Annotated in this window: 20 protein-coding genes; 6 read left to right on the top strand and 14 right to left on the bottom strand. The window is 44.7% G+C overall.

Annotation, left to right across the window (positions count from 1 at the left end):
- Positions 1 to 74: 74 nt before the first annotated feature.
- The 11 genes from ABV409_RS11090 to ABV409_RS11040 form a co-directional block, all read right to left on the bottom strand.
- Positions 75 to 590 (bottom strand): hypothetical protein, encoded by a 516-nt coding sequence (locus ABV409_RS11090; protein ID WP_353877658.1) that lies wholly within the window; start codon positions 588 to 590, stop codon positions 75 to 77.
- Positions 591 to 748: 158 nt separating this feature from the next.
- The gene (locus tag ABV409_RS11085; protein ID WP_353877657.1) at positions 749 to 1,213 is read right to left on the bottom strand and encodes a DUF1877 family protein; all 465 of its coding nucleotides are present in this window, start codon (positions 1,211 to 1,213) and stop codon (positions 749 to 751) included.
- Between the two features lie 173 nt (positions 1,214 to 1,386).
- Entirely contained in the window at positions 1,387 to 1,740 is a 354-nt protein-coding gene (locus ABV409_RS11080; RefSeq protein ID WP_353877656.1) for a hypothetical protein, read from the bottom strand.
- Positions 1,741 to 1,888: 148 nt separating this feature from the next.
- Positions 1,889 to 2,449 carry a hypothetical protein gene (locus tag ABV409_RS11075; protein WP_353877655.1) on the bottom strand — a complete coding sequence of 187 codons (561 nt, stop codon included), beginning with the start codon at positions 2,447 to 2,449 and terminating at the stop codon, positions 1,889 to 1,891.
- A gap of 231 nt (positions 2,450 to 2,680) precedes the next feature.
- Positions 2,681 to 3,058 carry a hypothetical protein gene (locus ABV409_RS11070; RefSeq protein WP_353877654.1) on the bottom strand — a complete coding sequence of 126 codons (378 nt, stop codon included), beginning with the start codon at positions 3,056 to 3,058 and terminating at the stop codon, positions 2,681 to 2,683.
- Between the two features lie 68 nt (positions 3,059 to 3,126).
- Positions 3,127 to 3,855, bottom strand: a complete 729-nt coding sequence (locus tag ABV409_RS11065) for a DUF6090 family protein (RefSeq protein ID WP_353877653.1) — start codon at positions 3,853 to 3,855, stop codon at positions 3,127 to 3,129.
- A gap of 156 nt (positions 3,856 to 4,011) precedes the next feature.
- Positions 4,012 to 4,626 carry a hypothetical protein gene (locus ABV409_RS11060; RefSeq protein ID WP_353877652.1) on the bottom strand — a complete coding sequence of 205 codons (615 nt, stop codon included), beginning with the start codon at positions 4,624 to 4,626 and terminating at the stop codon, positions 4,012 to 4,014.
- A 125-nt stretch (positions 4,627 to 4,751) separates the two neighbouring features.
- Positions 4,752 to 5,369, bottom strand: a complete 618-nt coding sequence (locus ABV409_RS11055; protein ID WP_353877651.1) for a DUF998 domain-containing protein — start codon at positions 5,367 to 5,369, stop codon at positions 4,752 to 4,754.
- A gap of 62 nt (positions 5,370 to 5,431) precedes the next feature.
- The gene (locus ABV409_RS11050; RefSeq protein WP_353877650.1) at positions 5,432 to 6,007 is read right to left on the bottom strand and encodes a Crp/Fnr family transcriptional regulator; all 576 of its coding nucleotides are present in this window, start codon (positions 6,005 to 6,007) and stop codon (positions 5,432 to 5,434) included.
- Positions 6,008 to 6,131: 124 nt separating this feature from the next.
- Positions 6,132 to 7,775, bottom strand: a complete 1,644-nt coding sequence (locus tag ABV409_RS11045; RefSeq protein ID WP_353877649.1) for an amidohydrolase — start codon at positions 7,773 to 7,775, stop codon at positions 6,132 to 6,134.
- 199 nt (positions 7,776 to 7,974) lie between these two features.
- Positions 7,975 to 8,361: a Fur family transcriptional regulator gene (locus ABV409_RS11040; RefSeq protein ID WP_353877648.1), complete on the bottom strand. Its 387-nt coding sequence runs from the start codon at positions 8,359 to 8,361 to the stop codon at positions 7,975 to 7,977.
- 81 nt (positions 8,362 to 8,442) lie between these two features.
- Between ABV409_RS11040 and ABV409_RS11035 the strand changes: the two genes are divergently transcribed.
- Both ABV409_RS11035 and mog read left to right on the top strand, forming a co-directional pair.
- Entirely contained in the window at positions 8,443 to 8,865 is a 423-nt protein-coding gene (locus ABV409_RS11035) for a MerC domain-containing protein (RefSeq protein ID WP_353877647.1), read from the top strand.
- A 112-nt stretch (positions 8,866 to 8,977) separates the two neighbouring features.
- Positions 8,978 to 9,511 (top strand): molybdopterin adenylyltransferase, encoded by a 534-nt coding sequence (gene mog / locus ABV409_RS11030; protein ID WP_353877646.1) that lies wholly within the window; start codon positions 8,978 to 8,980, stop codon positions 9,509 to 9,511.
- A gap of 16 nt (positions 9,512 to 9,527) precedes the next feature.
- Here the strand turns inward: mog and ABV409_RS11025 are convergent, their stop codons facing one another.
- Positions 9,528 to 10,073, bottom strand: coding sequence for an RNA polymerase sigma factor (locus ABV409_RS11025; protein ID WP_353877645.1), 546 nt, complete (start codon positions 10,071 to 10,073; stop codon positions 9,528 to 9,530).
- Positions 10,074 to 10,137: 64 nt separating this feature from the next.
- On the opposite strand from ABV409_RS11025, the gene ABV409_RS11020 reads away from it, so the two are divergent.
- The 4 genes from ABV409_RS11020 to ABV409_RS11005 all read left to right on the top strand — a co-directional run bounded on the left by ABV409_RS11020 (position 10,138) and on the right by ABV409_RS11005 (position 19,921).
- On the top strand, positions 10,138 to 11,322 hold the full coding sequence (locus ABV409_RS11020) for a FecR family protein (RefSeq protein ID WP_353877644.1): 1,185 nt from the start codon (positions 10,138 to 10,140) through the stop codon (positions 11,320 to 11,322).
- Between the two features lie 146 nt (positions 11,323 to 11,468).
- On the top strand, positions 11,469 to 14,648 hold the full coding sequence (locus ABV409_RS11015; RefSeq protein WP_353877643.1) for a TonB-dependent receptor domain-containing protein: 3,180 nt from the start codon (positions 11,469 to 11,471) through the stop codon (positions 14,646 to 14,648).
- A 296-nt stretch (positions 14,649 to 14,944) separates the two neighbouring features.
- Positions 14,945 to 17,659, top strand: coding sequence for a G8 domain-containing protein (locus ABV409_RS11010; protein ID WP_353877642.1), 2,715 nt, complete (start codon positions 14,945 to 14,947; stop codon positions 17,657 to 17,659).
- A 9-nt stretch (positions 17,660 to 17,668) separates the two neighbouring features.
- Positions 17,669 to 19,921 carry a G8 domain-containing protein gene (locus ABV409_RS11005; RefSeq protein WP_353877641.1) on the top strand — a complete coding sequence of 751 codons (2,253 nt, stop codon included), beginning with the start codon at positions 17,669 to 17,671 and terminating at the stop codon, positions 19,919 to 19,921.
- Positions 19,922 to 19,973: 52 nt separating this feature from the next.
- On the opposite strand, the gene ABV409_RS11000 is transcribed toward ABV409_RS11005, so the two are convergent.
- Both ABV409_RS11000 and ABV409_RS10995 read right to left on the bottom strand, forming a co-directional pair.
- Positions 19,974 to 21,911, bottom strand: a complete 1,938-nt coding sequence (locus ABV409_RS11000) for an OmpA family protein (protein ID WP_353877640.1) — start codon at positions 21,909 to 21,911, stop codon at positions 19,974 to 19,976.
- An 11-nt stretch (positions 21,912 to 21,922) separates the two neighbouring features.
- A complete protein-coding gene (locus tag ABV409_RS10995; protein WP_353877639.1) occupies positions 21,923 to 22,858 on the bottom strand; it encodes a PorP/SprF family type IX secretion system membrane protein in 936 nt (311 codons plus the stop codon).
- Positions 22,859 to 22,865: the final 7 nt, after the last annotated feature.

Below are 22,865 nucleotides of genomic sequence, written 5' to 3'. Positions count from 1 at the left end.
TTACTTCATTGAAGTTAGGGAAAAAAGGCCAAGTGATGGTCAGGGATTAAAGCCATTGTTTGGCGGGTCGTTTTTTATTCATCAAGATATGATGTCAATGGTCTCAAATATTTAGTAAATCCAAGCCCTTTTATGTATTCGTTAATTTCCGTTCGTGTTTTTTTGCTAAATCCTTTAGCAGGATAAGAGAAGTCATCGGAAATCTTTATCATTTTCAATTCAGTCGCTGGAATTTTTTCAGATGCGATTAGGTAATTACAATCCAAACAGACATTAATAGTGCCGACTACTTTTTCATTTAAATAATAAATAACAGCAAAATGAGGGTCAAAACAAGACATTGTTGTGTTTCCATACGCTTTTTCAGACGTCAAAATTATTTCCAACTGTTTAGTCTGCTTTTCAGTAAGATTTAGTGTTTTATCTATTTTATCATTCTCTTCAGCAAGACATCTTTCAATTAACAAGCCTCCTTCTCCCTGAAACTCATAAGCAACAACCTTGTCATACTTCAACGTTTCAAATGGATTTGATTGTCCAATAGTCAAAACAGGAATTAAAAATATAAGAAAGCTGATTGCTTTTTTCATTCGGTTTAAATAATCGCCAACGTTCTCGACCCTGCCTTCCGGCAAGCAGGTATGATTCGTGGCCAAGGCCAGACCTTTTTAGTTGATTGAAGTTAGGAAAAAATGGCTAAGTGATGGGCATGGGTTATAGCCATTGTTGTACGCAGGATTTTGTTCATTCAAATATAGTTTATCGCAATTCCGCTATTCAATTCCGATGCTTTTTTGAATCCAGATTTGAATAATTTCAGATGCCAATTATTAATGTAGTCCCAATGGACCTCATATTTGGCTTGGTAAACGTGATGCTCTATTAGCTTTTCTTGGTTATAAACATTTTTCAAATCTTCAATTCCAATTAATTCCAATTCATTGTTCATCCGTTTAACGTCGTCAGATTTTATAAATCGCTCATTTAATTTCGCTAATATCTTATTCGACGAGTTATCACATTGCTGAATCAAAAACCGTGCAATACCCCAACCCTTGTCCATAGAAAATACAGTATCGTTTTGCTTGTGATATTCTGAATCAACCCAAGCAAATTTTTCATCAAGATATTCTTCCGCATCGTCAATTTTGAGTTTTTGTATTTCTTCAATTTCAAAGTCAGGTAATCTGTATAATTCGCAAATAATTCCCAATTCAGTTAACTTTAGATTAGTAGCTCAAATTGTGCCCAACGACCTCGGCCCTGCCTTCCGGCAAGCAGGTATGCCCCTGTGGCCAGCGCCAGACAGTTTTTAATACATTCAAGTTAGGAAAAAATGGCCAAGCGTTAGCTATGGGCTATAGCCACTGTTGTGGTGTCGTTCTTTTATTTAAGTCCGTTCAAAATTTGATTCACACGTGCATTGCTTATTCCAATTTTTTTCAACTCTAAACAGAAATTTTTAAGTCTTTTGTCAAATTCGTTTTGCAAATTATCATCTCCACAGTATAATTCCCAAAGCGCTCCGGCTCCACCAAACAATTCATTTGTCAGTATACTTTTTTTAAAAGATTTCGAGTCCTTTTTCATTGCTGAAGCGAGCACATTATTCAATTCGTGAGAGCCAATATTTGTTCCGATTTTACTCAGTATATTTTTTAAATCCACTACGCTCTCCGAAAGAGATTCAATGTTTTCATCTGAAAAATCAAGGTTCTTATGTTTCTTAAATATGCTCATCTTAAATGCACCCAACGTTCTCGGCCCTGCCTGCGGGCAGACAAGTATGATTCGTGTCCAAGGCCAGTCGCTTTATAGTTGATTGAAATTAGGGAAAAAAGGCCAAGTGATGGGCATGGGTTATAGCCATTGTTAGCAAACGTTTTTATTATTTTCGTTCGGTTTGTCTTTTTTTTCGTTTTTCTTTTCTTGCTTTTTTTCTTTCTCTTCTCTCAATTTCCTTTTCAGTCAATCGGACAAAAAGTGGTTTGTAACTCTTGTGTTTCTCGCTATTTAACCAATCAACATATCTTTTTTGAAAATTATGAATGCCATCAGTTTTTATAGCCCATAAATAGTACTCAATCAAATTTGGATTGTCCTCGCAAAAGCTTAAAAGACAGTTTTGGACATCTGTTAATTTTGCATAAGGCATAAATTCAATTTGGTCGGCCAGAATTATAGCAACTTCTCCCTTGGCTAAGTATCTTTCTTGACACTCAGATTTTACTTTGGTTTGGGTCGAATCGGTAAAAAATCCAGCTATTATCTGAAGAGCGTTTTTTCCAAAAGCAATAATCTTTCTCGCGGGTTCAGTTTTGGTAATTTCTTTTGAATTTTTCGTTTCCGCAATCCTCGATAGCAATGAATCAATTTCGGATTCTGTTTGCGCTGGACATAGGTTGTAACAAAGTAGAATTGTTAAAAATATCAACCCACCACTTTTCATACAATTTGGTTTTTTTAAATCTACTCCATGTAAAAGTCTTAATAAATAGGGAATGAGTGAATTGGCTTTTTCAATTAGTCAGCCACAACCTTAATGTTTGCCAACGACCTCGGCCCTGATTGCCGTCAGGTATCACTCCTTGGCCAAGTCCAATCGTATTTTACTTCATTGAAGTTAGGGAAAAAAGGCCATAGGTTAGGTATGGGTTATAGTCATGTTCAGCTGCAGTTTTTAGTCGGGCTTTTCGTATTGCATAATGGAGGATATTCGAGAAGGCATTTTTTTTGGGGTTGCTAATTCAATTTCTCCAAACTGGGTAAGCAACGGCTTGTCAAAATCAACAAAATGCAGAAAAAAAGTCATTCGTGTAAAGTCCGATTCGTTATTGGGGGAGTTTATCCAATCTCCTGTAATTTCCGTTCCGTGCTCATTTAGATAGCTTTCATCCCATGGAGATTGCCAACTCATTTTGTCAACTCCATCTTGCGCTTGAGTGAATTCCCCAACATCGATATTCTTGTGATTTGTTTTTATTCCCAACTCAATCAGATGCACGTCTTTTTGTCCAGCAACGCTATATACTCCGATTAAATCAATTTTGTTTGTCATATTAATTGTAAGCAGCGCTCTCAGGCAACCATCAATTTTAATTGCCGGTATACATCGTTGTGCATTCGTTATTTTTTTTCAAATTTTTGTAGCTCTTTATCAACTTCATTAAGTAGATTCTTACCCATATTCTTAAATGTTCTAACTTTTTCCGTTGTCTCAAAATTGTTTTGCCTAAATGAAATTAATTCATTGAGAACCCATTCATTCAATTCCGGGTTAGGATATTTTGTAAAGGCAACTTTAACTCCGTATTCAGAATTGGCTAAATAATTTTCATAAGCAACCTGAAATTCATTTAGAAATACGTTTTCAATATCTTTTATACTACTTTGCACCTTGAATTGCTCGTACTCATAGTAATTCGCAATTTGTGTTCTCAATTCAGGGTTGGATATTGGAAGCCCTCTTGATTTCGATACTTCATAGGCCGTTCTTATAGGAAAGTACCTCTCAAATGTAAACAACTGCCCCAAATCGTAGGAAAAAGAGTCTTTGCTGACCTCTTCTGATTTCAAGTAGTTTCGCATGCTTTTAATAGACTTCTGGGTCTTTTGTCTCTGGGTTAGGATTTCTTGGATTTGGACTTCGTCGGCTGACAAATTATTTCTTATTTCCGTTAGGATGTAATGTTCGTATTTGCGTTCCTTTTTTGTTTCATTCCAATTGTTTATTCCCAACGCTATTAGTATCCCAATAACTACGAGTATTATTTCCCCAATAGCATACTTCAAATACTTTCCAGTTTTACCTTCTGTGAGCAGGCGTTGTCTTATTTGTCTAAAGAATTTAATCATGGGTTAGCGGTTGGTCATAATGAAGCACAACGGTCTCGGCCCTGTCTACCGGCAGGTAGGATTCGTGACTAAGACCAGTCCTTTTTTAGTTCTTTGAAGTTAGGAAAAAATGGACTAGAGTAAGGCATGGCATATAGCCATAGTTAGCTGTAGTTATTATCTCAAATTTTTATACTTAATAACGAAAGCCAAAAATCCAGCAATTATCAATGCAAATCCCATAATTAAATCTCCCGGTCCTTGCTCTTTAAGAATTACATGTTTTGAATTCAGATATTCTTTCTTAGCGTCGTGTATTGAAATTGCAAGTACCCTCTCATTTGAAGAATTTAGCAGGTCCTTTTGGTCTTTTATTATTTTAACTGATAATTCAGGAGTAAAAGTCGCATTAGTCTTGAATCCACTTTTATCAAAAAAGGTCAAGTGATTAGCACTGATCTGGAATTCATTTGAATAGTTTTCTAATCGGAAAACATATCTTCTCCCATTTTTTTTCCATCCTGTATTCTCCTTAAATGAATAGCTTTCTAATTTTCCAGAAACATCCATTAAGTCCTCATAACCTCTTAATTTCGGTTTGTTGATATGTATGTAAAAAAACAATAGAGCTAAAATCAGGCAGAAAATTGCTCCAAAATACTTATTGAAAAGATTTAAAATTGCACTTATTCTCAATTCAGGGTAAGTTTTAGAATTACTGCTGACGGCCCCGCCCTGCCTACCAGCAGGCAGGTGTGGTTCGTGGCCAAGTCCAATCATTCTATAGTTCATTGAAGTTAGGGAAAAATGGCTAAGTGATGGACGTTGGGTACTGCCATTTTTATAGCCGGTTGTTTTATTCCACCTTGGTTCTTGTTTTTCATTTTGGACTTTACCTTTTCATCTATTCATATAATTCAATCCCCATCATTTTTGAGCAGCGGGCTGTGATATAATCTATAAGCGGTGTATAGCATCCATAAAAAGTAAAAAGCAAAAACAATTCGCTGCCCAACGGCGGGAAAGTCTCGAAATACAAAGGGCCAACTTCCAAAAATAATGCTGAGCCAAGTGATAGTCAATGTCGGCCTTACCGCATTTTTCCAATACGGGCTTTTTTTCATTGGCGTGGGAAATGTAAATGCCCCCATCAAGAAGAAAAGATAACTCCCAAAGCTACCGATGGTATGTAACAACATGGTCGTTGCCTGTTTTTCTTCAAAATCGCCAGGAAATAGCCCGGATAGGACCATGAAAATCCCGCTTAAAAAAATGCCCAATCCAGGTAATTTACTCGAGTTTTCCGTTTTTATGTCGTTGTGTAACCCAATAGAAAAAATAGCGATCAAGACACCGGTAAGAATGTATCCGACCCCGTTCCAAATCCATTTGTTCGGTGCATCCACCGAACCGAGTTCACTGACCGCTTTGGTCAAAAAGTCGTATTCAGGTCTTTGGCCGGCCATGATAAAATAGGTCCCCCAGAAGAGTACCGGGGCAAGAAACCCGAGTATCGCATATGTTTTCTTGGTCATCATAACAAGCTTAGTGCGAGCACTAAATTAGTTGGGATAGGGATCGGCCAATTTGATCTAAATCAAAAAACGTCTTTTTGGGCGCGGACCCTACTTAAGGTTTCTTGGGTCATGCCCAAATGGGAAGCCAACATACCCAGTGGCACACGGGACAATTTGTTTTTTGAGGTGTTCCGGAAAAATTGATACCGCTCTTTTGCGGAATGGAACTGAAGTGATATGATCCGTTCGGATTGTTCGACAAAATAATTGGAAATCAGGATTCTCCCAAAGCGTTCCATTTCCGGAAAATCCTGAAAGCATTTTTCGAGGTCTTTTATCCCTATACCGATCAATTCCGATGTTTCCAAAGTTTCGATATAGCAGTTGTCGGGCACGTTTTTCATAAAACTGTAAATGGAAGTGATCCATTCGTTTTCGGCAGCGAAGTTGTCCGTGATTTCCTTTTCGCCCTTTCTGTAAAAGATGCGTAACAGTCCAGACGCTATGAAATAGGTGTTTTCACAAACCCTTTTAGGTCGATGCAGAAATTTTCCTTTTTCAATGGTTTTTGGTATTGAAATTTCTTTCAACCGCGTTTGTAATGCATCTGAAACAGGAATGAATTTTTCGATATGTCGAATTAGAGGTGCTGACATGGGTTGGCATTACAATGAAGCGCAACAGACTCGGCTTTGCCTGCCTGTTACCAGAAAGTTGCGGCCAAGCGTTAGCCTTGGGTTATAGCCCTTGTTGTCGGTAGTTTTCTTTCTTACAATCATCTTAATTTGAAGCATACACAATCTTACCATTAACGACTGATAAAACAGAGTGAAGATTTTTAATTTCCTCATTTGGTATAGTCATATAATCTTTGTTAAGTACAATAAAATCAGCTCTTTTACCTGTCTCTAGACTTCCTAAATCTTTTTCTCTAAACAACAAGTAAGCATTGGTTGCTGTGTGCGCCCTCAAAGCATCTTCTCTTGATATTAATTGAGTCATGTATTTATTGCCCGCAATATTTCGACCGCTGATAACCCAATCAATTGTATGAAAAGGATTTGGACTGGCGACTGTGGTACCATCAGACCCTAATCCCCAAATACCTCCCATTTCATTAATTTTTTTGATTGGTGGTGATTTAGCTCCGCTTTCATATCTTCTTTTTGACATAAGTCGACTTGAACTATGTACAGCAAATACCATGTTTAAATTAATTGCCCTCTGGATAGATTCCTCAGACATACCATTAGTATGGGCAATTGTAAATCGCAAATCTTTCATTTTAGGATAGGATTCCGCTACTTTTTCCAGATTGTCAAGCATGGTTTTAACTTTTTCTTCTTGCAAAGAATGTTCATGGATTTGCCAATCATTTTTTATAGCAGTAGTGACTATATTTCTAAAATGCTCTTGGTCTTCATCTGTAACTTTAAATGGATGAGCTCTCATAGGTCGGTATACTGTTTCGCCATAACCAAACTGAGCATTTTGTAAATCCTTGAAATTTGGGCGGTTGTTTTGTAACTCGTTTATTATTTCTTCCGCAGAACCACTTGCACTATTTTGTTCATTTAGGGAATAAAAGAAACGAATTTTCAAAGCATCATTTGCTGCAAAACGCTTTATAGATTCATAAAATGAAAGATTGACGGTATTGCCTCCAACATCATAAACCGTAGTAAGACCCATTCTCAATAAACTATCCATTGCAATGGTCAAACTCTCATCCCAAACCTTAATAGATGGTTCTGGAATTGCGTTGGATAATATTTTCATGGCTTGTGTTCTTCCTAATATCATTCCGTTATTCTTTTTAAGATTTTCGAGATGTTTAGGTTTTTTGTTATTTAGCAGTCCTGCTGCTTTTAAGGCAGCAGTATTTACAAAAGCTCTGCTATATCCTTCTTGAATGAAAAGAGGTTGATTAGGTAGAATGGAATCTAATTCATTAATGGTGAAAAGAGTAGAATTATCTTTGAATTGGTCAAAAATAAAGCCCCCCATCACAATTACCCATTCATCTTTAGGTAATTTTTCAGCACGATTTTTCACCATTTCAAGCGCCTCTTTTCGTGAAGTTATATTATCCCATCGAACCATTCTATACCAATGTTTCGCAGCACGCACAAAATGCATATGATTATCTATTAAACCTGGTATTACTGTTTGACCTTTTAAATCAGTTACTTCAGTTGAAGAACTTGTAAGTGAAAGCATTTCTTTAGTTGTCCCAGTACCAACTATACAACTATCTTTTATTGCTATAGCTTCAACTATTGTGAAATCTTTATCAACCGTCAATATTTTGCCATTTATCAGAATCCAATCAACAGAGTTTTGATTCTCTTCACATGAAAATAGCCCAGATGCTAATAGGAATAAAATAAAAATATACCTGTAATTAAATCGATTGATATTCATTTGTATGTTTTGTGTTAATTGGTAGTCTTTAATTCTTGCGAACGTTTTGGATTCCTCTAATTACCGACAATAATCGTATATGATCATCGATCATATCTCCATGCCATACCTAAGATAACAGATATTAATATCTTCCTATATAACCTCAAAAAAAGAAAGGACTTCCCTACGGCTCCATTCCTTTGGAGGTCTAATGCGTTCAAGCCGAACAATCCGGACATTTGCCGACCAAAAGCAAGGATACCGAATCGATTTGATGGGCACTCACCTTGGGGATGGCGATATCGATGGGCAAGCATTCGGTCTTTCCACAATCGCGGCATTGAAAGTGGGGGTGGGCCTCCAAAGAAGTGCGTGCTTCAGAGCTGGTCGTGGTGTTTACGGCATACCATGAAATTCCGTCACGCCCGGTAAAGGAATGCAAGACCCCTTCGCCTTCCAAACGTTCAAGGATGCGATACACGGTCGACTTGTTCATATCGTCTTGAAAGCGTTCGACCAATTCCAAAGTCGATAAGGCCCCGTCTTTGTTTTCAAAAGCCTCCAAAAGCGCCTTGACGGATTTCGTCTTTCTGATCACTGCCATGCTGTAAATTTATCGCAACTATGTCGCAAGAGCAAATTCTTTCCTATTTTTGCAACTGAGTCGCATTAAAAAAGTAACCCTATGATGTCGCAAACAGGTCGAACGGAAAAACTACGGTATGCCGATTGGTTCGGAGCCGCTGCCAGTGGACTTTGTGCCGTGCATTGTGCCGTGACCCCCTTGTTCTTCGCCGCAAGACCGGTTCTGGAGTCAACCGTGGACTTCCACCATCACGGTTCCGGCTTTTGGTCACTATTGGATTATGTGTTTTTGGCCCTTAGCCTGATCGCGGTCTGGTACTCCGCACGACATACCACCCATAAGGGCGTACGAAGACTACTATGGGGTGCTTGGGTACTCTTTGCGGTCGGATTGTTGTCGGAGGTGTTCCATTTTCACCATGGCATTTGGTTGATGTACCTAGGCTCGTTAAGCTTGGTCATCACCCACCTGTACAATCATCGCTATTGCAAGCCTGCATCCCAAACCAAAGCCAATTTGTAACGGGACAACACCTAAACGAGTGAATGCGACCATTGCGTCATGCAAAATCCTACTGTTTTTTTAGGAATAGCGAGAATAATCGTAGTCTTGTCCAAATTAAAGTCACCAACACGTGGAAAAAGCAAGAATAGGGATCATCAACGTATCGGATCGCGCCAGTCGGGGGGAGTATGAAGACCTGCCGGGGAAAGAGGTAAAACGCTTGTTGGCTCTTTGGTTGACCAGCGCTTGGGAGGCCGTTTATGCGGTCATTCCCGATGAGCAAGATCAGTTGGAAGCGGCCATGATCGATATGGCCGATACCCAGGGTTGTGCCTTGGTGGTGACTACCGGAGGGACCGGTCCGGCCCTGCGCGATGTCACCCCTGAAGCCACCATGGCGGTCTGCACCAAACTATTGCCCGGTTTTGGGGAACAGATGCGTCAAGTGAGCTTGCAATACGTGCCCACAGCCATACTGTCACGCCAAACGGCGGGCATTCGTGGCAATACCTTGATCGTAAACCTGCCGGGGAAACCCAAGGCCATACAAGAATGCCTTGAAGCTGTTTTTCCGGCCATCCCCTATGCGATCGACTTGATCGATGGCCCTTATCTCGAAACCGACGTGGAACAGATGAAGGTGTTTCGACCCAAAGGATCTTGATAGACGTGGTCGCGGTTTAAAGGAGCATCATCGATGCATTTTCCCGAATGATCCGCAATGCCCGTGACATTTGACTCTCCACTGTTTTTACCGAAAGACCCAAGTCCTTGGCGATTTCTTTGTATTTGCGCTTTTCCAGTTTGTTCGAGATAAAGATCTCACGGCACTTGGGCGGGAGCTTTTCCAAAAGCTCGTCTAGTTTTTTAAGGTTGCCTTCATACACATCCTCTTCGATGCGGACTTCAAAATAACTTTCATAAATCGCCGCCCATTCAATACGGTCCAGTAGATCGGGTTTTCTTTTCATGCTGCGGACATGATTCAAGAATTGATTGTGGCACATCGAGAACAAATACGACTTCAAGTTGGTCTTCACCTTGATCTTATGCCTGTTTTCAAAAAACTTGATCATGACCTCCTGTACCAGTTCTTTGGCCAAACCGCGGTTTCCCGAAAGTTTGAAGATGTAATTGCACAACCAATCGTAGTATTCATCGAACAAGAAGCGATAGGCCTGTTTGTGGCCTAACTTTAAATTCCGTATCAATTGTGCTTCGGTCATGGTGGTATGAATGTCTAAAAATAAAAATTCAATTTAAATAGGGGTTTTTTATTTAGTTGGTGTCATGAAGGTAGAAATCATGATGAAAATGCAAGAATTAGCTGTTTTAACAGAGAAATATATAAATCAGACCCTGACCAAAAGCGAACGGGATCGCTTGAAAAAAATGGTGCTGAAGAACAAAAAGAACTTTGGCTATTTCAAGCAACAATTGGCTGCCAAATCGCAACATCAGCTATATCACGACTTCGATGTCGCTTCGGCTTTTGAAGCCTTCGAACCCTTGCTAAGCGATACCGTTCCTTCAAAACAGCTGCCTTTAAAAAGTTGGATGCCCTATGCCGCCGCCCTAATCGGGGTACTGCTTGCCGTTGCGGTGGTATTTCGCAACGGGAATCCAATGAAGGCGAACTCCCTTGCCGAAACCGACCAAATTCAAACCCAGGATGAAGAAAACGTCGTCTTGACCCTTGCCGATGGTACGGAAAAGATACTCGGCACGGCAACCCAGGACGTTGCTGGGAATCGTGGAGGGAAGCCTCAAACCGAAGGGAATGACGAACTGGATTATTCCGCGGGTGGCGCAGCTTTTGATCGCGGGTACCACAAGCTCTATATCCCCAACGGGCAGCAATTTCATGTCACCCTTTCAGACGGCACCAAAGTTTGGTTGAACTCGGGCTCTACCTTGACCTTTCCGCCGAGGTTCGAAACCAGTGCCGAAAATCGCATTGTGTATTTGGAGGGAGAAGCGTATTTCGACGTGGCCGAAGACAAGGATTTTCCATTTATCGTAACGATCAACGATTTGAACGTCAAAGTTTTGGGTACTGAATTCAATGTGTCGGCCTATGGGCAGCAGGCTGCCGTGGCCACGACCTTGGTCGAGGGATCCGTACGGCTATACGACGGCAATTCCGCAACGAACAGCATCCAACTTCAACCGAACCAGCAGGGTACCTTCGATAAATACGATAAAACCTTGAGAACACAAGAGGTTGATGTGCAGCTGTTTACCGCATGGATGGAAAACAGGGTCGTTTTCAATGATATGCCGCTGTCCCAAATCCTTCAGATTTTGGAGCGTACGTACAATGTGGATATCGTAAACGAAAATACGACAATCGGCGAAGAAAAATTTACGGGTGAGTTCGACGTAGAAGACATCCAAACCATATTTAAGGCATTATCTACCTCCATAAATTTTGACTATGAACTAGAACCGCATCGCATCACGATAAAAAAATAAGGGAAATGCGGCAACATTTCCCTTGGCATTAGTCGTGTCAGACTTGTAGAATCCAATATTAACTAACATCTAAACTTATGAAAAATGTTACAGATTATGCCACAATCACGGCAAATCGCTTATTTGAAAAGACCAACCGGATTTTGATGAGACTCCTTGTACTCAGTATTGTTTTAAGTCTCGGGTTTGCAACGGCAAATCCCGGTATGGCGCAAAAGAAGCTGACCTTCAGTTATGAAGCGACCAGCCTCTCGCAAATCGTCGACCTGCTAAAAAAGGAAACGGGATATAAATTCCTGTATCGGAGCACCGAAGTCGATTTAAGTCAGAAAACGACCATTTCGGTCCAGAACCAATCCCTGGGCAGCGTTTTGGATTTGTTGTTCTTACCCAAGGGTATCGATTATGAGATCGTCGAACGACAGATCGTTTTGACCAAACTAAAAGCGCAAGAAGCGAGCCTAAAGGAGACCCAATCAAGGGAAGTCAAGGGTACCATCAAGGATAATGAGGGCAACCCCTTACCCGGGGCGAACATTTTGGTCAAGGGGACCACCATTGGTACCCAAACCGATTTCGATGGAAATTTTCGCCTTGAGGTCCCTACGGGAAGCGATACCTTGGTCATCTCCTATATCGGATTTGAAACGGTGGAAGTCGATGTCAGCAATACCAGCGAGATCGATCTAAGCTTGACCATTGCTGCCGCCCAACTGAGTGACGTCGTACTCGTCGGTTCGCGTAACCCGAACCGTACGGCGACGGAAACGAGCGTTCCGGTCGATGTTATCGATGTACAAGCCATAGCGTCGCAAGGACCCCAGGTCTCGGTCAGCCAAATCCTGAATTATGTCGCGCCCTCCTTCACTTCACAATCTCAGACTGTATCGGATGGTACGGATCATATCGACCCGGCATCCCTTCGCGGTTTGGGCCCGGATCAGGTATTGGTATTGATCAATGGAAAACGGCGACACACCACCGCTTTGATCAATGTGAACGGTACCGTCGGAGCAGGGAGTGTAGGTACGGACATGAATGCCATTCCTGCCGCGGCCATTCAGCGAATCGAGGTCTTACGTGACGGAGCGGCCGCACAATATGGGTCAGACGCCATTGCCGGGGTCATCAATATCGTTTTGAAAAAGAATACGGGTTCGCTTAACCTTATGGTCACCACTGGGGCCAATTTCAGCAGCAACAGCAATCAATTCGAAGGAGGAAGCGATGGTGAGAAATTCCAAGTAGACGCCAATTACGGCTTGGGCATCGGTGATGGGGGCTATATCAATTTCACCGGGTCCTTGTCTACACGTGAACCGGCCTTACGTAACCGGGATTACCAAGGGGATATTTTTCGGGGTTTTCACGGTGCCGAACGGGTGTTTGCCGCTGGTGGTGGTGACGTGGCCGCTATGACCTTACAAGACTATGCCAATGCTGCCCAAGGTATCGGATACCTAGATCAATCGATCAAGGATCAGATCTCGGGACTCGACTTGAATACGGATGCCGGGGTCACTAGCTTAAGGGAGCTGCTTGATTTCGATGCGGATGAGGATGAACTGTCGGCCCGTGGTTTGACCCGGGAAGATTTCAGGTTCAGGGTAGGTACTTCGAGATTGCGTGAAGGAAAGTTCTTTGCCAATATGAGCATTCCCTTATCGGAACAAACGGAATTCTACGGTTTCGGTGGGGTCAGCTACCGCCAAGGTTTGGCTTCCGGCTTCTACAGAAGGCCGGCCCAAGGAGATGGTAGGGCCAATACCCCGGCCTTTCCGAATGGATTTCTACCCGATATCGGAACCGATATCCTCGACCGCTCGTTCGCATTGGGAATCCGGGGCGAAGTCGAAGGTTGGAACGTGGATTTCTCAAATACGTTTGGCCGCAATTCCTTTTTTATTACCGTGAGCAATTCGAGTAACGGAACGCTTGGTGTCGCGACCCCAAGGGTTTTCGATGCAGGTGGGTTGAGCTTTACACAGAACACCACGAATCTGGATGTCAACCGCTACTACGATGCTATTTTCGAAGGCTTGAATGTCGCATTTGGGGCCGAATACAAGGTGGAGCGATTTCAAATTTTTTCAGGGGAAGAGAATTCATACACCAGCTTTGATGTGAACGGAAACCCGGTCAATAGTGTGACCCCTGATGAACTACTGGTCAGGAATAATTTCACTGGAACTCCTTTGGGGGGTGGTGCCCAAGTCTTTCGAGGGTACGATCCAAACAACGAAACCGATAATTTCCGGAACAATATTTCACTGTATGCGGACTTTGAGGCCGACTTTACCGAAAACTGGTTGGTGAGCTTGGCAGGGCGCTATGAGAACTACTCTGATTTTGGAAGCACGTTTAATTACAAGTTGGCGACCCGATTGGAGTTGAGCGATAATGTTGCCTTGAGGGCAGCGAGCAGTTCCGGGTTTAGGGCGCCATCGTTGCACCAGCAGTTTTTTAGCCGTACCAGTACCGTTTTCGTAGACAATGTCCCTTTCGAACAAGGTACCTTTACCAATGATAGTCGTGCGGCGGCATTGATCGGTATCGATAAGTTAAGGGAAGAAACGTCGAACAGTTTCAGTGCCGGGCTTACCGCCAAATTCGGCAATTTCAGCCTGACCCTCGATGGGTATTTGATCAACATCGACGATCGTATCGTCTATAGCGGAAGTTTTGGAAATGGTGGCGATCCCGAGTTGACACGTATTTTCGATGCGGCAGGGGCGACCAGTGCCCGATTCTTCGTAAATGCCATCGATACCAAATCGCAAGGGCTTGACATCGTGGTTTCCCATAAGGCCAATATCGGCAAGGCGCTATTGAAGAACGATTTCGCGGCCAATTTCAACAAAACGGAAGTGGAGGATATTTTCGTTCCGGAACTTATTGCCAATGCAGGGTTAAGCGGTTCGTTTTTCGACGGGCAAGAAGAGGCGTTCTTGACGCTGGCCCAACCAAGGACCAAATTGAACCTGACCAATTTGTTGACCTTGGGGTCGTGGGATTTTTTACTGCGTAACGTGTACTTCGGGGAAGTGACCGATCCTGATGATTTTAATGGGGATGCCCGTGTTGACGGGACTACGGTTAGTGAGGACGCCATTTATGGCGGGAAGCTGATTACGGATCTCACCATCACAAAACGCTTTTCGGATAATTTAGGGATTACCGTGGGGGCGAATAACCTTTTTGATATCTATCCTGATGAAAACAGGGAAGGAGGAACGGCCGGTGATCAGTTCGTTTACTCTAGAAGAACTTCGCAATTCGGGTATACCGGGCGTTACCTTTTCGCCAGGTTGAACCTGAACTTATAATACAGTTTTGTTAATTTGAGTTAGATCAAGTGTTTTATTGAAAGCCCTGCATATGGTATGCAGGGCTTTTCGGTTTAAGAAGGCTAGGGTACAGCACGTGGTTTTCCTTGTAGGCCAAGGATTGGAGCCAAAACCTCCATTTTTAAAATGTTGAAAAACAAAGTGTTATAATTTTTCTTTTCGTTTTCGTGCAGTTCATCGAATAAATGGTAGGGTTCATCGATTGTCGGTTGTTATACAAGAGGAAGATTGGCCTTGTTGCGTCAAGCCGACCTTCCCCCCCAAAACACTAAACCATGAACAAAAATGCTACCCCACCTTTTTTGCGCATCCTGCTATGCCTATTCCTAATGCCTATCGGCATAATCGCCCAATCGAACTGGTCAAACCCCGATTCCTGGCCCTCTGGCCAAGTACCCCGACAAAATGAATCTGTAGTTATTCCAGAAGGGCAAACCATCTTACTGGATATGGACACGCCCAGTTTGGGGAGTCTTGAGATTCATGGTGAGTTACGATTCGTCGACCGCGATGTTCGATTGACCGCCCGGTGGATCATGGTCCACGGCTTGCTTCAAATCGGAACGGCGGAAACCCCATTCCAAAACCGGGCGACCATCACCTTGACGGGACCCGAAGAAGACATCAACACCATGGGAGGCCGTTTTCTGATCGCCATGCACGGTGGCCAACTGGAATTTCACGGAGCCAGTGCCCAAAAGTTGAGTTGGGCGCAGCTTTCGAAAAGCACCGCTGCTGGGGATACCCAATTGGAACTGGATCAAGTACCCATTGGATGGACTGCGGGTGACAAAATCGCCATCGCCCCAAGTGGGTACGACGCTTTCGAAACCGAAGAGCGCACCATTAGCCGGGTCGAAGGACGTACGGTTACGATCACCCCTGCCTTGCAATTCGCACATTTCGGGGAATTGCAGGAGTACGAAGGGAAAATCTTGGACGAACGCGCCGAAGTTGGCTTGTTGAACCGCAATATTAAAATTCAGGGGGCTTCCGACGCTTTCGAAAAGAACTATGGCGGCCATATAATGATCATGCATTCGGCAGGTCCGGTACATGTAGAAGGCGTTGAATTTACTGCCATGGGGCAGCCCGGGTTGGAAGCGCGTTACAATTTCCACTGGCATTTGGCAGGGGAAAGGGAAGGGGATTATTTACGGAATTCCAGTGTCCATCACAGCCTACAACGTGCCGTTGTGGTACACCAGACCGATTTCGTATTGATCGAAAACGTCGTGGCCTATAACATTCGTAACCATGCGTTTATACCGGCCGAAGATGGCAATGAAGTTGACAACACCTTTAAGAACAACCTCGCCCTGTTGATCCAAAACCCCGAAAAAGGCTTTTTCGCCTTCCCGAAAGATGACGGAAAGACCAGTACCCAGGGTGAACAACGCTCGTCGGGTTTCTGGATGCGGAACCCACATAACAACATCATCGGCAACCATGTGGGCGGTGTGGAACGGGGCAATGGTTTTTTTATCGATACCCGAGGGCGATCTCGCGATTTTAAGGATTTCGACCTGCTACCCAGGGATGTGGTATTCGATGGAAACGTAGCCCACTCGTGTGCGGTTCCGGGCAATCTTGGCAACGAAGGGGTTTCTAATGTGGCCATGTACGGAAAAGTAGGTTTCGGCCACGGCATATTTATGAATACCTTTCAAAATGGGGAGTTGATGTGGACGTTGAACAACTACACCGGGTATAAGAATATGATGAGTGGGGTTTGGACCGAAATTACCAATGTCACACTCGACAATTTTATCCTGGCCGACAATTCCATCGGACTGCTTTCTTCCGAGTCGCATGTATCGAACACTTTGGTCATCGGCAAGACCCGGAATACCATCGGAGGGCCCAATCGCAACCTGCGCCATGGCGATCGGCGTGCCGGGTATTACACCATTGCACAAGGGGGAAGCAAAGAACCGAAATTGAGCAATGTCACCTTTATCGACATCAATAAGGATATCGAACCTGATAAAGTAGCCGCGGCCGTGATCGGCAACGGCGGCCATAAGGAGGCCAATTTTTTCCGTGAAATCAAGATTGTAGGTGACACCCAACCCATTTGGATGTCGACTCGGGGCAACAAGGGAAGGAACGAGAACTCCTCCATGCTTTTGGATGAAGACGGTAGCCTTTCTGGCTATGACCGTCCGGTATTGATCGCGCATCCGTATTCCGCTTTGAAAAAAGACGCCATTGCCTACCATAAAGAATGGCAGGCGTACATTCTAGAAGCCGAAGGGGCCCTGCAATTGCGGATCGGGAATATCGGGTTCGACCTCCCACAAGAGGTTTCCTTGATCCGGGATTTCGATCAATTGCGGATTCCGAAAATGCAGTTTTCCAAACAGCGCTACTTCAATTTCTTTGGATCGCAGCGGTATACCGTTCGCGGGCAGTGGGAGATGGAAGATAAGGGCAATAGCATGCAATTGCGAAGTGTATTGGGTAAGGAAGGGGAGTGGAGCATCTTCAAGTTCCCGATGCCCTATACGGAAACCCAGGTATTGGATCGGAATGAACAACCGATTACGGCACTGCAGCATCTCGCTGAACTGGATGGACAAGAGGCTAATGCCTATTACTTCAACCCCGATGAAGGAGCCATCTATTTGAAAATGGTTACGGGTTCGGATGGATTGGCCAAGGTAACGATCATTCCCCAAGGCCGTAACACAGGAACCAATTTCGGCCTCGAAGTGGGTAGTGAGGCCCAATTCTTCAACGACGTAAAGGTGTATCCCAACCCTTTGGATGACAATTCCAAATTGGAGTATACCTTGTTGCAGACCGAGACCCTATCGATCGATCTGTACGATGTGTTGGGAAGGAATATCGGAAACCTCTATTCGGGCAAACAAGATTCCGGTCCGCATAGCATACCGCTAGACAACCTAAGACTGGGTTCAGGGGTCTATGTGCTGGGCATCCGCGTTGGGGACGCCTCGGTTTCGAGAAAAGTCATCAAACCATAAACCATGCGTATGGGGATCAACCTACCGAATGGCCGGTATGCCGCATTGCTCTTATGTTGTGCGCTTCTTTTGCCCATGTTTCAGCTTGCGGCTCAGGCTCAAAAAACGATGCTCATTGATAAGGGTGAGGTCTTGGTATGGCAAGACAGCCTTCTTGAGGTCGAACACTTGATCATCAAGGGCGTGTTCCAATTCGACGATACGCAGCACACCGAACTCCGATTCAGAAAGTTGACCATTGATGGGGGGAGCTTGATCGCCGGCAGGGAACAGCACCCACTAAAACACGAGCTGGCTTTCGTTTTTATGGGGGAACAGGGGCGCCTAGAGGTCATCAATAATGGCAGTTTGGAATTGTTCGGTAGCGTATCACCACATGCGGAACAGCAGCTAAGCTTTTCCGTTGGTTCAGGGGCGTCGGGCCATATTGCCATTGAGAAAGCCGGTCATATCCATTTGGGCGGTGTGGCTTTTTCCGGTTTGGGAACTTCAGAAGCGTATGCGCTGACCTTTGGGGATGTGATCAATCCGAATTCGTTTCTCCAAGGCTGTTATTTTGAACACTCCAAAAATGGCGACTTGAAGTTGTTTGGCGGAAACCTATCCGTGCGAAGAAATCAATTTGCATCGACCCAGGGCCCTTCCATATGGAGCCATGGGGCCCCTAAGGCCATTCCCGTATTTGAAGAAAACCTGATACACAACAGCAGCGGGCCCGATTCATATGCGGTAGTATTACAAGACCATCCGCAATGGTTCAGCTCGAACCGCATCGTGGTCGAAAACCAAACGCATGGGGTTAAGATGTATGCGGGTAGATCACCCCTTGAGCATGGGGTCGCCTGCTCCAATTGGAGGTTTGCAAATAATGAGATTCGAAATGGATCCAAAGGCGAACAAAGTGGGAACGTCGGGTTGACCATCACCGACCTCCCTTGCCAAGGCATTTTTCGCAGCTCGGGCAACCAGATCGATAATTTTGGTATTGGAGCCGTCTTCTTAAGTGCTTCGATCCTTGCCGAGGATTATAGGTTCACCGACAATCGAATCGGATGTATTCCCGGTGCGTCCTATCTGAACCAAAGTGCGTTCCATTGGTCCAAAACGCGACCCAATGCTGCGACCAAAGCCCTTTGGGTCACCGATAGTCTTGGGGTACCCGCACCGAAGCTAACAAAAATCCAAATCCACAACTATGGGGTCGGGGTACAGTTTGAAGGCAAGATATCGGAACGGAACTATGTGGAGCAATTGCAGTTCCATAACACCCGACCCCTGGTGATTACCAACATGAATGCGGGTTCGTTGATCCACGATCGTGACGGTTCCTTTCTTGACGGAACGGTCATCCCCAAAACCAAGCACGAAGGGCACTACACAATGCCCGCAGCGCACCATCATCATGGCCATGCTAAACGCAAGGGGAGAGAAGGCTATCTCTGGTATCCTGTGGGTTCTTTTTATGAAAACGAACAGAGCCGGCAAGTGGAAGCCGTGAGCGGGATACTCCTAAGTCCTGAAAGAACGTTGGGCACCCTGACCATAGCCACGGGTTTGGGTTTGACCGATCCCGTACACGAGCATCCAGGGCGGTTCGAATCGGTAACGATGACCAATACCTTAGGGGCTTCGATGTCCTTTCAAGGCAGGGCGAACCGCTACCAACTCGAACTTTTGGGAGAAACCGATTATGGATTGACCTTTGGCACCGAAGTACCTGGTTTTTATGATTACGGCTTTGAATGGGAAGCACCGACCGGGCAAAGCATTTATCTCAAGTTGCCATATCCGCATCCCGACCCTGTGGCGATGCGATCATTCGGAAACGCCATCGCGGCGGTCGATGGTCGACAAGCCCTGAAAGAAAGTACGGAGTCCAGCTTTTATTGGGATAAAAAGAACAAAATGGTGCACCTTAAAATGGTCGCCCAAGACCATTTCGAGGAAATGGTGATCTATTCGAATCGGGTACGGACCGAAATTGATATAGAGGGCCAAAAAGTACCCCTGACCATTGCGATGGATCCAACGGGTGAACAGTTGATTTTTGAATTCCGTTCTCCCAAGGAAGGTAGTTTTTCGAAGCTTGAAGTATTGGACTATTACGGGAATGTGGTCGAACGCCCTTTTCAAGGGATCATGCGGCAAAAATCACAACAAGTGGCCATTGATATAGCCGATTACGATTTCGAATCCAGTGTGTATCGTTTTGCCTTGACGGTAGACGGTCAGGTGCATCGCGGACCCTTGTATCCGTATTGAAATTCAAAAGTGGATTTGTCCGCACCCTCCTTGATGCTGTTCGTTCAAAACGCTACTCCATGGAAACGATGATAAATTCGGACCTGCGGTTGCGATCGTGTTGTTCGTTCGTACACCGAATGCCATTGCGACATTCATTGAGAAGCTGTTGTTCCCCATATCCTATGGCACTTTCAATGCGCTGGGCTTCGATACCTTGCGATATGATGTAATCCCCCGTCGATTTTGCCCGTCGGTCAGAGAGCTTTTCATTGTAGCGATCGCTCCCCCTCGAATCGGTATGCGATTCGATCTTGATGACCATTTTCGGATATTCTTTCATCACTTCAACGATCTTGTTCAATTCCTGTGCTGCATCAGCCCTGATTTCAGCCTTGTTCAAATCAAAGTAGATGTTGTCGATCTTGATTTTCAACACCCCATTTTCTTTTACGATCAATTCATTGAGCGCTTTGGTCATGATCAACGGCACTTGGTTGATTTCATCCGTTTCCGAACCGGTCTCGAATGTTTTGGAAATGGATTCATATCCGGTTTTTGAAACTTCGATGCGATACCTTGATCCGCAGTCTAAGGGTAGTCCGATTTCAAAGGCGCCGTAGGCATTGGAAGTGGTAGTGGCTAAAACGGTTCCTTCCATGGAAACCAATTGGACCGTTGCATCGGTAATCGCTTGGTCATTCGCCTTCCGCCTGATCGAACCGACCACTGATTGCTGGCATTCACGGGCGATGCGTTCAAAGGAATAGATATCGTCATCCCCCGCACCACCTAGCCGGTTGGAGGAGAAGTACCCACGTTGTGTCGCTTCGTTTACGATATACCCGAAATCATCACGGGCACTGTTCAAAACAGGACCAAGATTTTCCGGGTTTCCGAAAGAAGCATTGACGGTACTTTCGAAGATGTCCAAACCGCCAAGGCCTAGATGGCCATCGCTGGCGAAATACAGCGTACTTTCCGTGAGGTATGGGAACATCTCACGCCCCCCTGTGTTGATATTCGGACCCAAGTTCACCGGTTCCGAATAGGAACCGTCGCTTCGAAGGGTCACATAGTAGATATCGGTCTGCCCAGCGCCCCCGGGCATATCGGATACGAAATACAGCCGGTTTCCGTCAGGGGATAACGCTGGCTGCCCCACGGAATATGCAGTATCGTTGAAAGGGAGTTCCTCGGGTTCGGTCCAGATCCCTCCCTTTAATTCCGATCGATAAAGTTTGAGATGGTTGGTCCCTTCGTCGTCGCGTCCAAGTTGGGCATCCGAATAATTATTACGGGTGAGGTACATGACGGTGCCTTCGCTATTGAATGCGACGGCGGCTTCATGGTATTTGGTGCGTACTTCATTTCCGAAAGCCCGAGTGATCGCCAAATCACTACCTAGACCAAGCGTATCGGCTTCGTACAAGTTGAGATACGGTTGCTTGTTCCATTCGTATACCCGACTGTGCAAGTTCATGGAGTCCCTGCTCGATGCGAATACGATTTTATCTTGAAAGAACATCGGTCCGAAATCGGCAAAAATGGAATTGATGCTTAACGAAGTGACCACAAATTGTGGAGCTTGTTGTAAGAGGGCGTCCATGGCGGCATCGTTGTCGGCGAAATGGGAAACATCCAGGGTCGAAACCCCATCCCTATCCTTATGGATTTTCATCAAGGCTTTCGCCAATTCATAGTTTTGGATGCCTTGTAGGGCGTGGATGTATTTGAAGAGGTATGGCATGGAAAGTGATCGCTCGTATTTGGCGTACAATTGTCCGTACCAATTGACGGCTTGCCGCATATCCCCATTGTAAAAGTGTAAATCACCTAAACGTTCGAGGGTATGCTGTGAGTCATCGCCTTTTCGGTAAAGACGTTCATACGATTTTACAGCATCGACATAATGGTAATCCCGATATTTCTTTTCCGCATTGGCATTGTTTTGGGCATTTCCGATTTGGAATGCAAAAAGAAAGGCGATAAGGTAACTTGGAATTCTCATAGGAATTGATCTTAATAGAATCGTGGTGATTTCAAACGTTTGTCTTGGGTCTTCATTTCGAACCTTAAAAACACTTCATGGGTGCCATTGTTGAAGTTCCTTAGGTCGGTCGTGGTTCGATCATAGGCATATCCGACTTGAAGTGCCGGACTTAGCTGAACACCCAATAGTCCTGAAAAGGCATCGTCCCAGCGGTAGGCGATCCCTGCGGTAACGGTTTCCCGGATCAGAAAATTCGCCGATAGATCGGCGATTACGGGTGCACCGGGCACCCACTTGACGAAAAAGGCCGGTTTGAATTTCATGTCAGGGGTCATATCCATTACGGTACCCCCGATCAAAAAGTAGTGCAGGCGTTCCGTGGCCACTTCCTGGGTTTCCCCATCATAATGGTCTTCCGAAAAGAAGTTCGGGATGGCGAATCCCAAATACCCTTTTTCCGCATGATAATAAAGCCCGGCACCTATGGTAGGGAAAAACCGGTTTTCGATATTGTTCTGGAATGAGATATCCGGATTCTGTATCCTTCCTTCCGAAAAGTCCACATTGAAAATGCGTCCGCCGGCTTTCAGACCGAAGGAAAGCCGCTGTTGTCGCCTACCCACGGTAATGCTGTACGACAAATTCCCATCCAAAAATAGTTCGTTCGAAGGGCCGAGTTCATCATAGGTCGCCACGACACCCAAGCCCACGCGTTCACCGAGCGGTCCGTCTATGGCCAAAACTTGTGAGGTCGGTGCCCCATTGATGCCCACCCATTGGGAGCGGTGCATGGCCAAGATCGATAGGTGGCCTCTTGAGCCCGCGTACCCCGGATTTACGGTCAAGGTATTGTACATATACTGGGTAAACTGTGGATCTTGCTGCGATTGCATTCGCACTGAAACCAGCACAAGCATCACAAACAGTCCTTTTTTAAATTCGATAGGTAGCGAAAAACGCTTCATAATTGCC

This window comes from Flagellimonas algarum (assembly GCF_040513375.1).
Classification (GTDB): domain Bacteria; phylum Bacteroidota; class Bacteroidia; order Flavobacteriales; family Flavobacteriaceae; genus Flagellimonas_B; species Flagellimonas_B algarum.
This window is presented reverse-complemented; position numbering and strand designations above follow the sequence as displayed.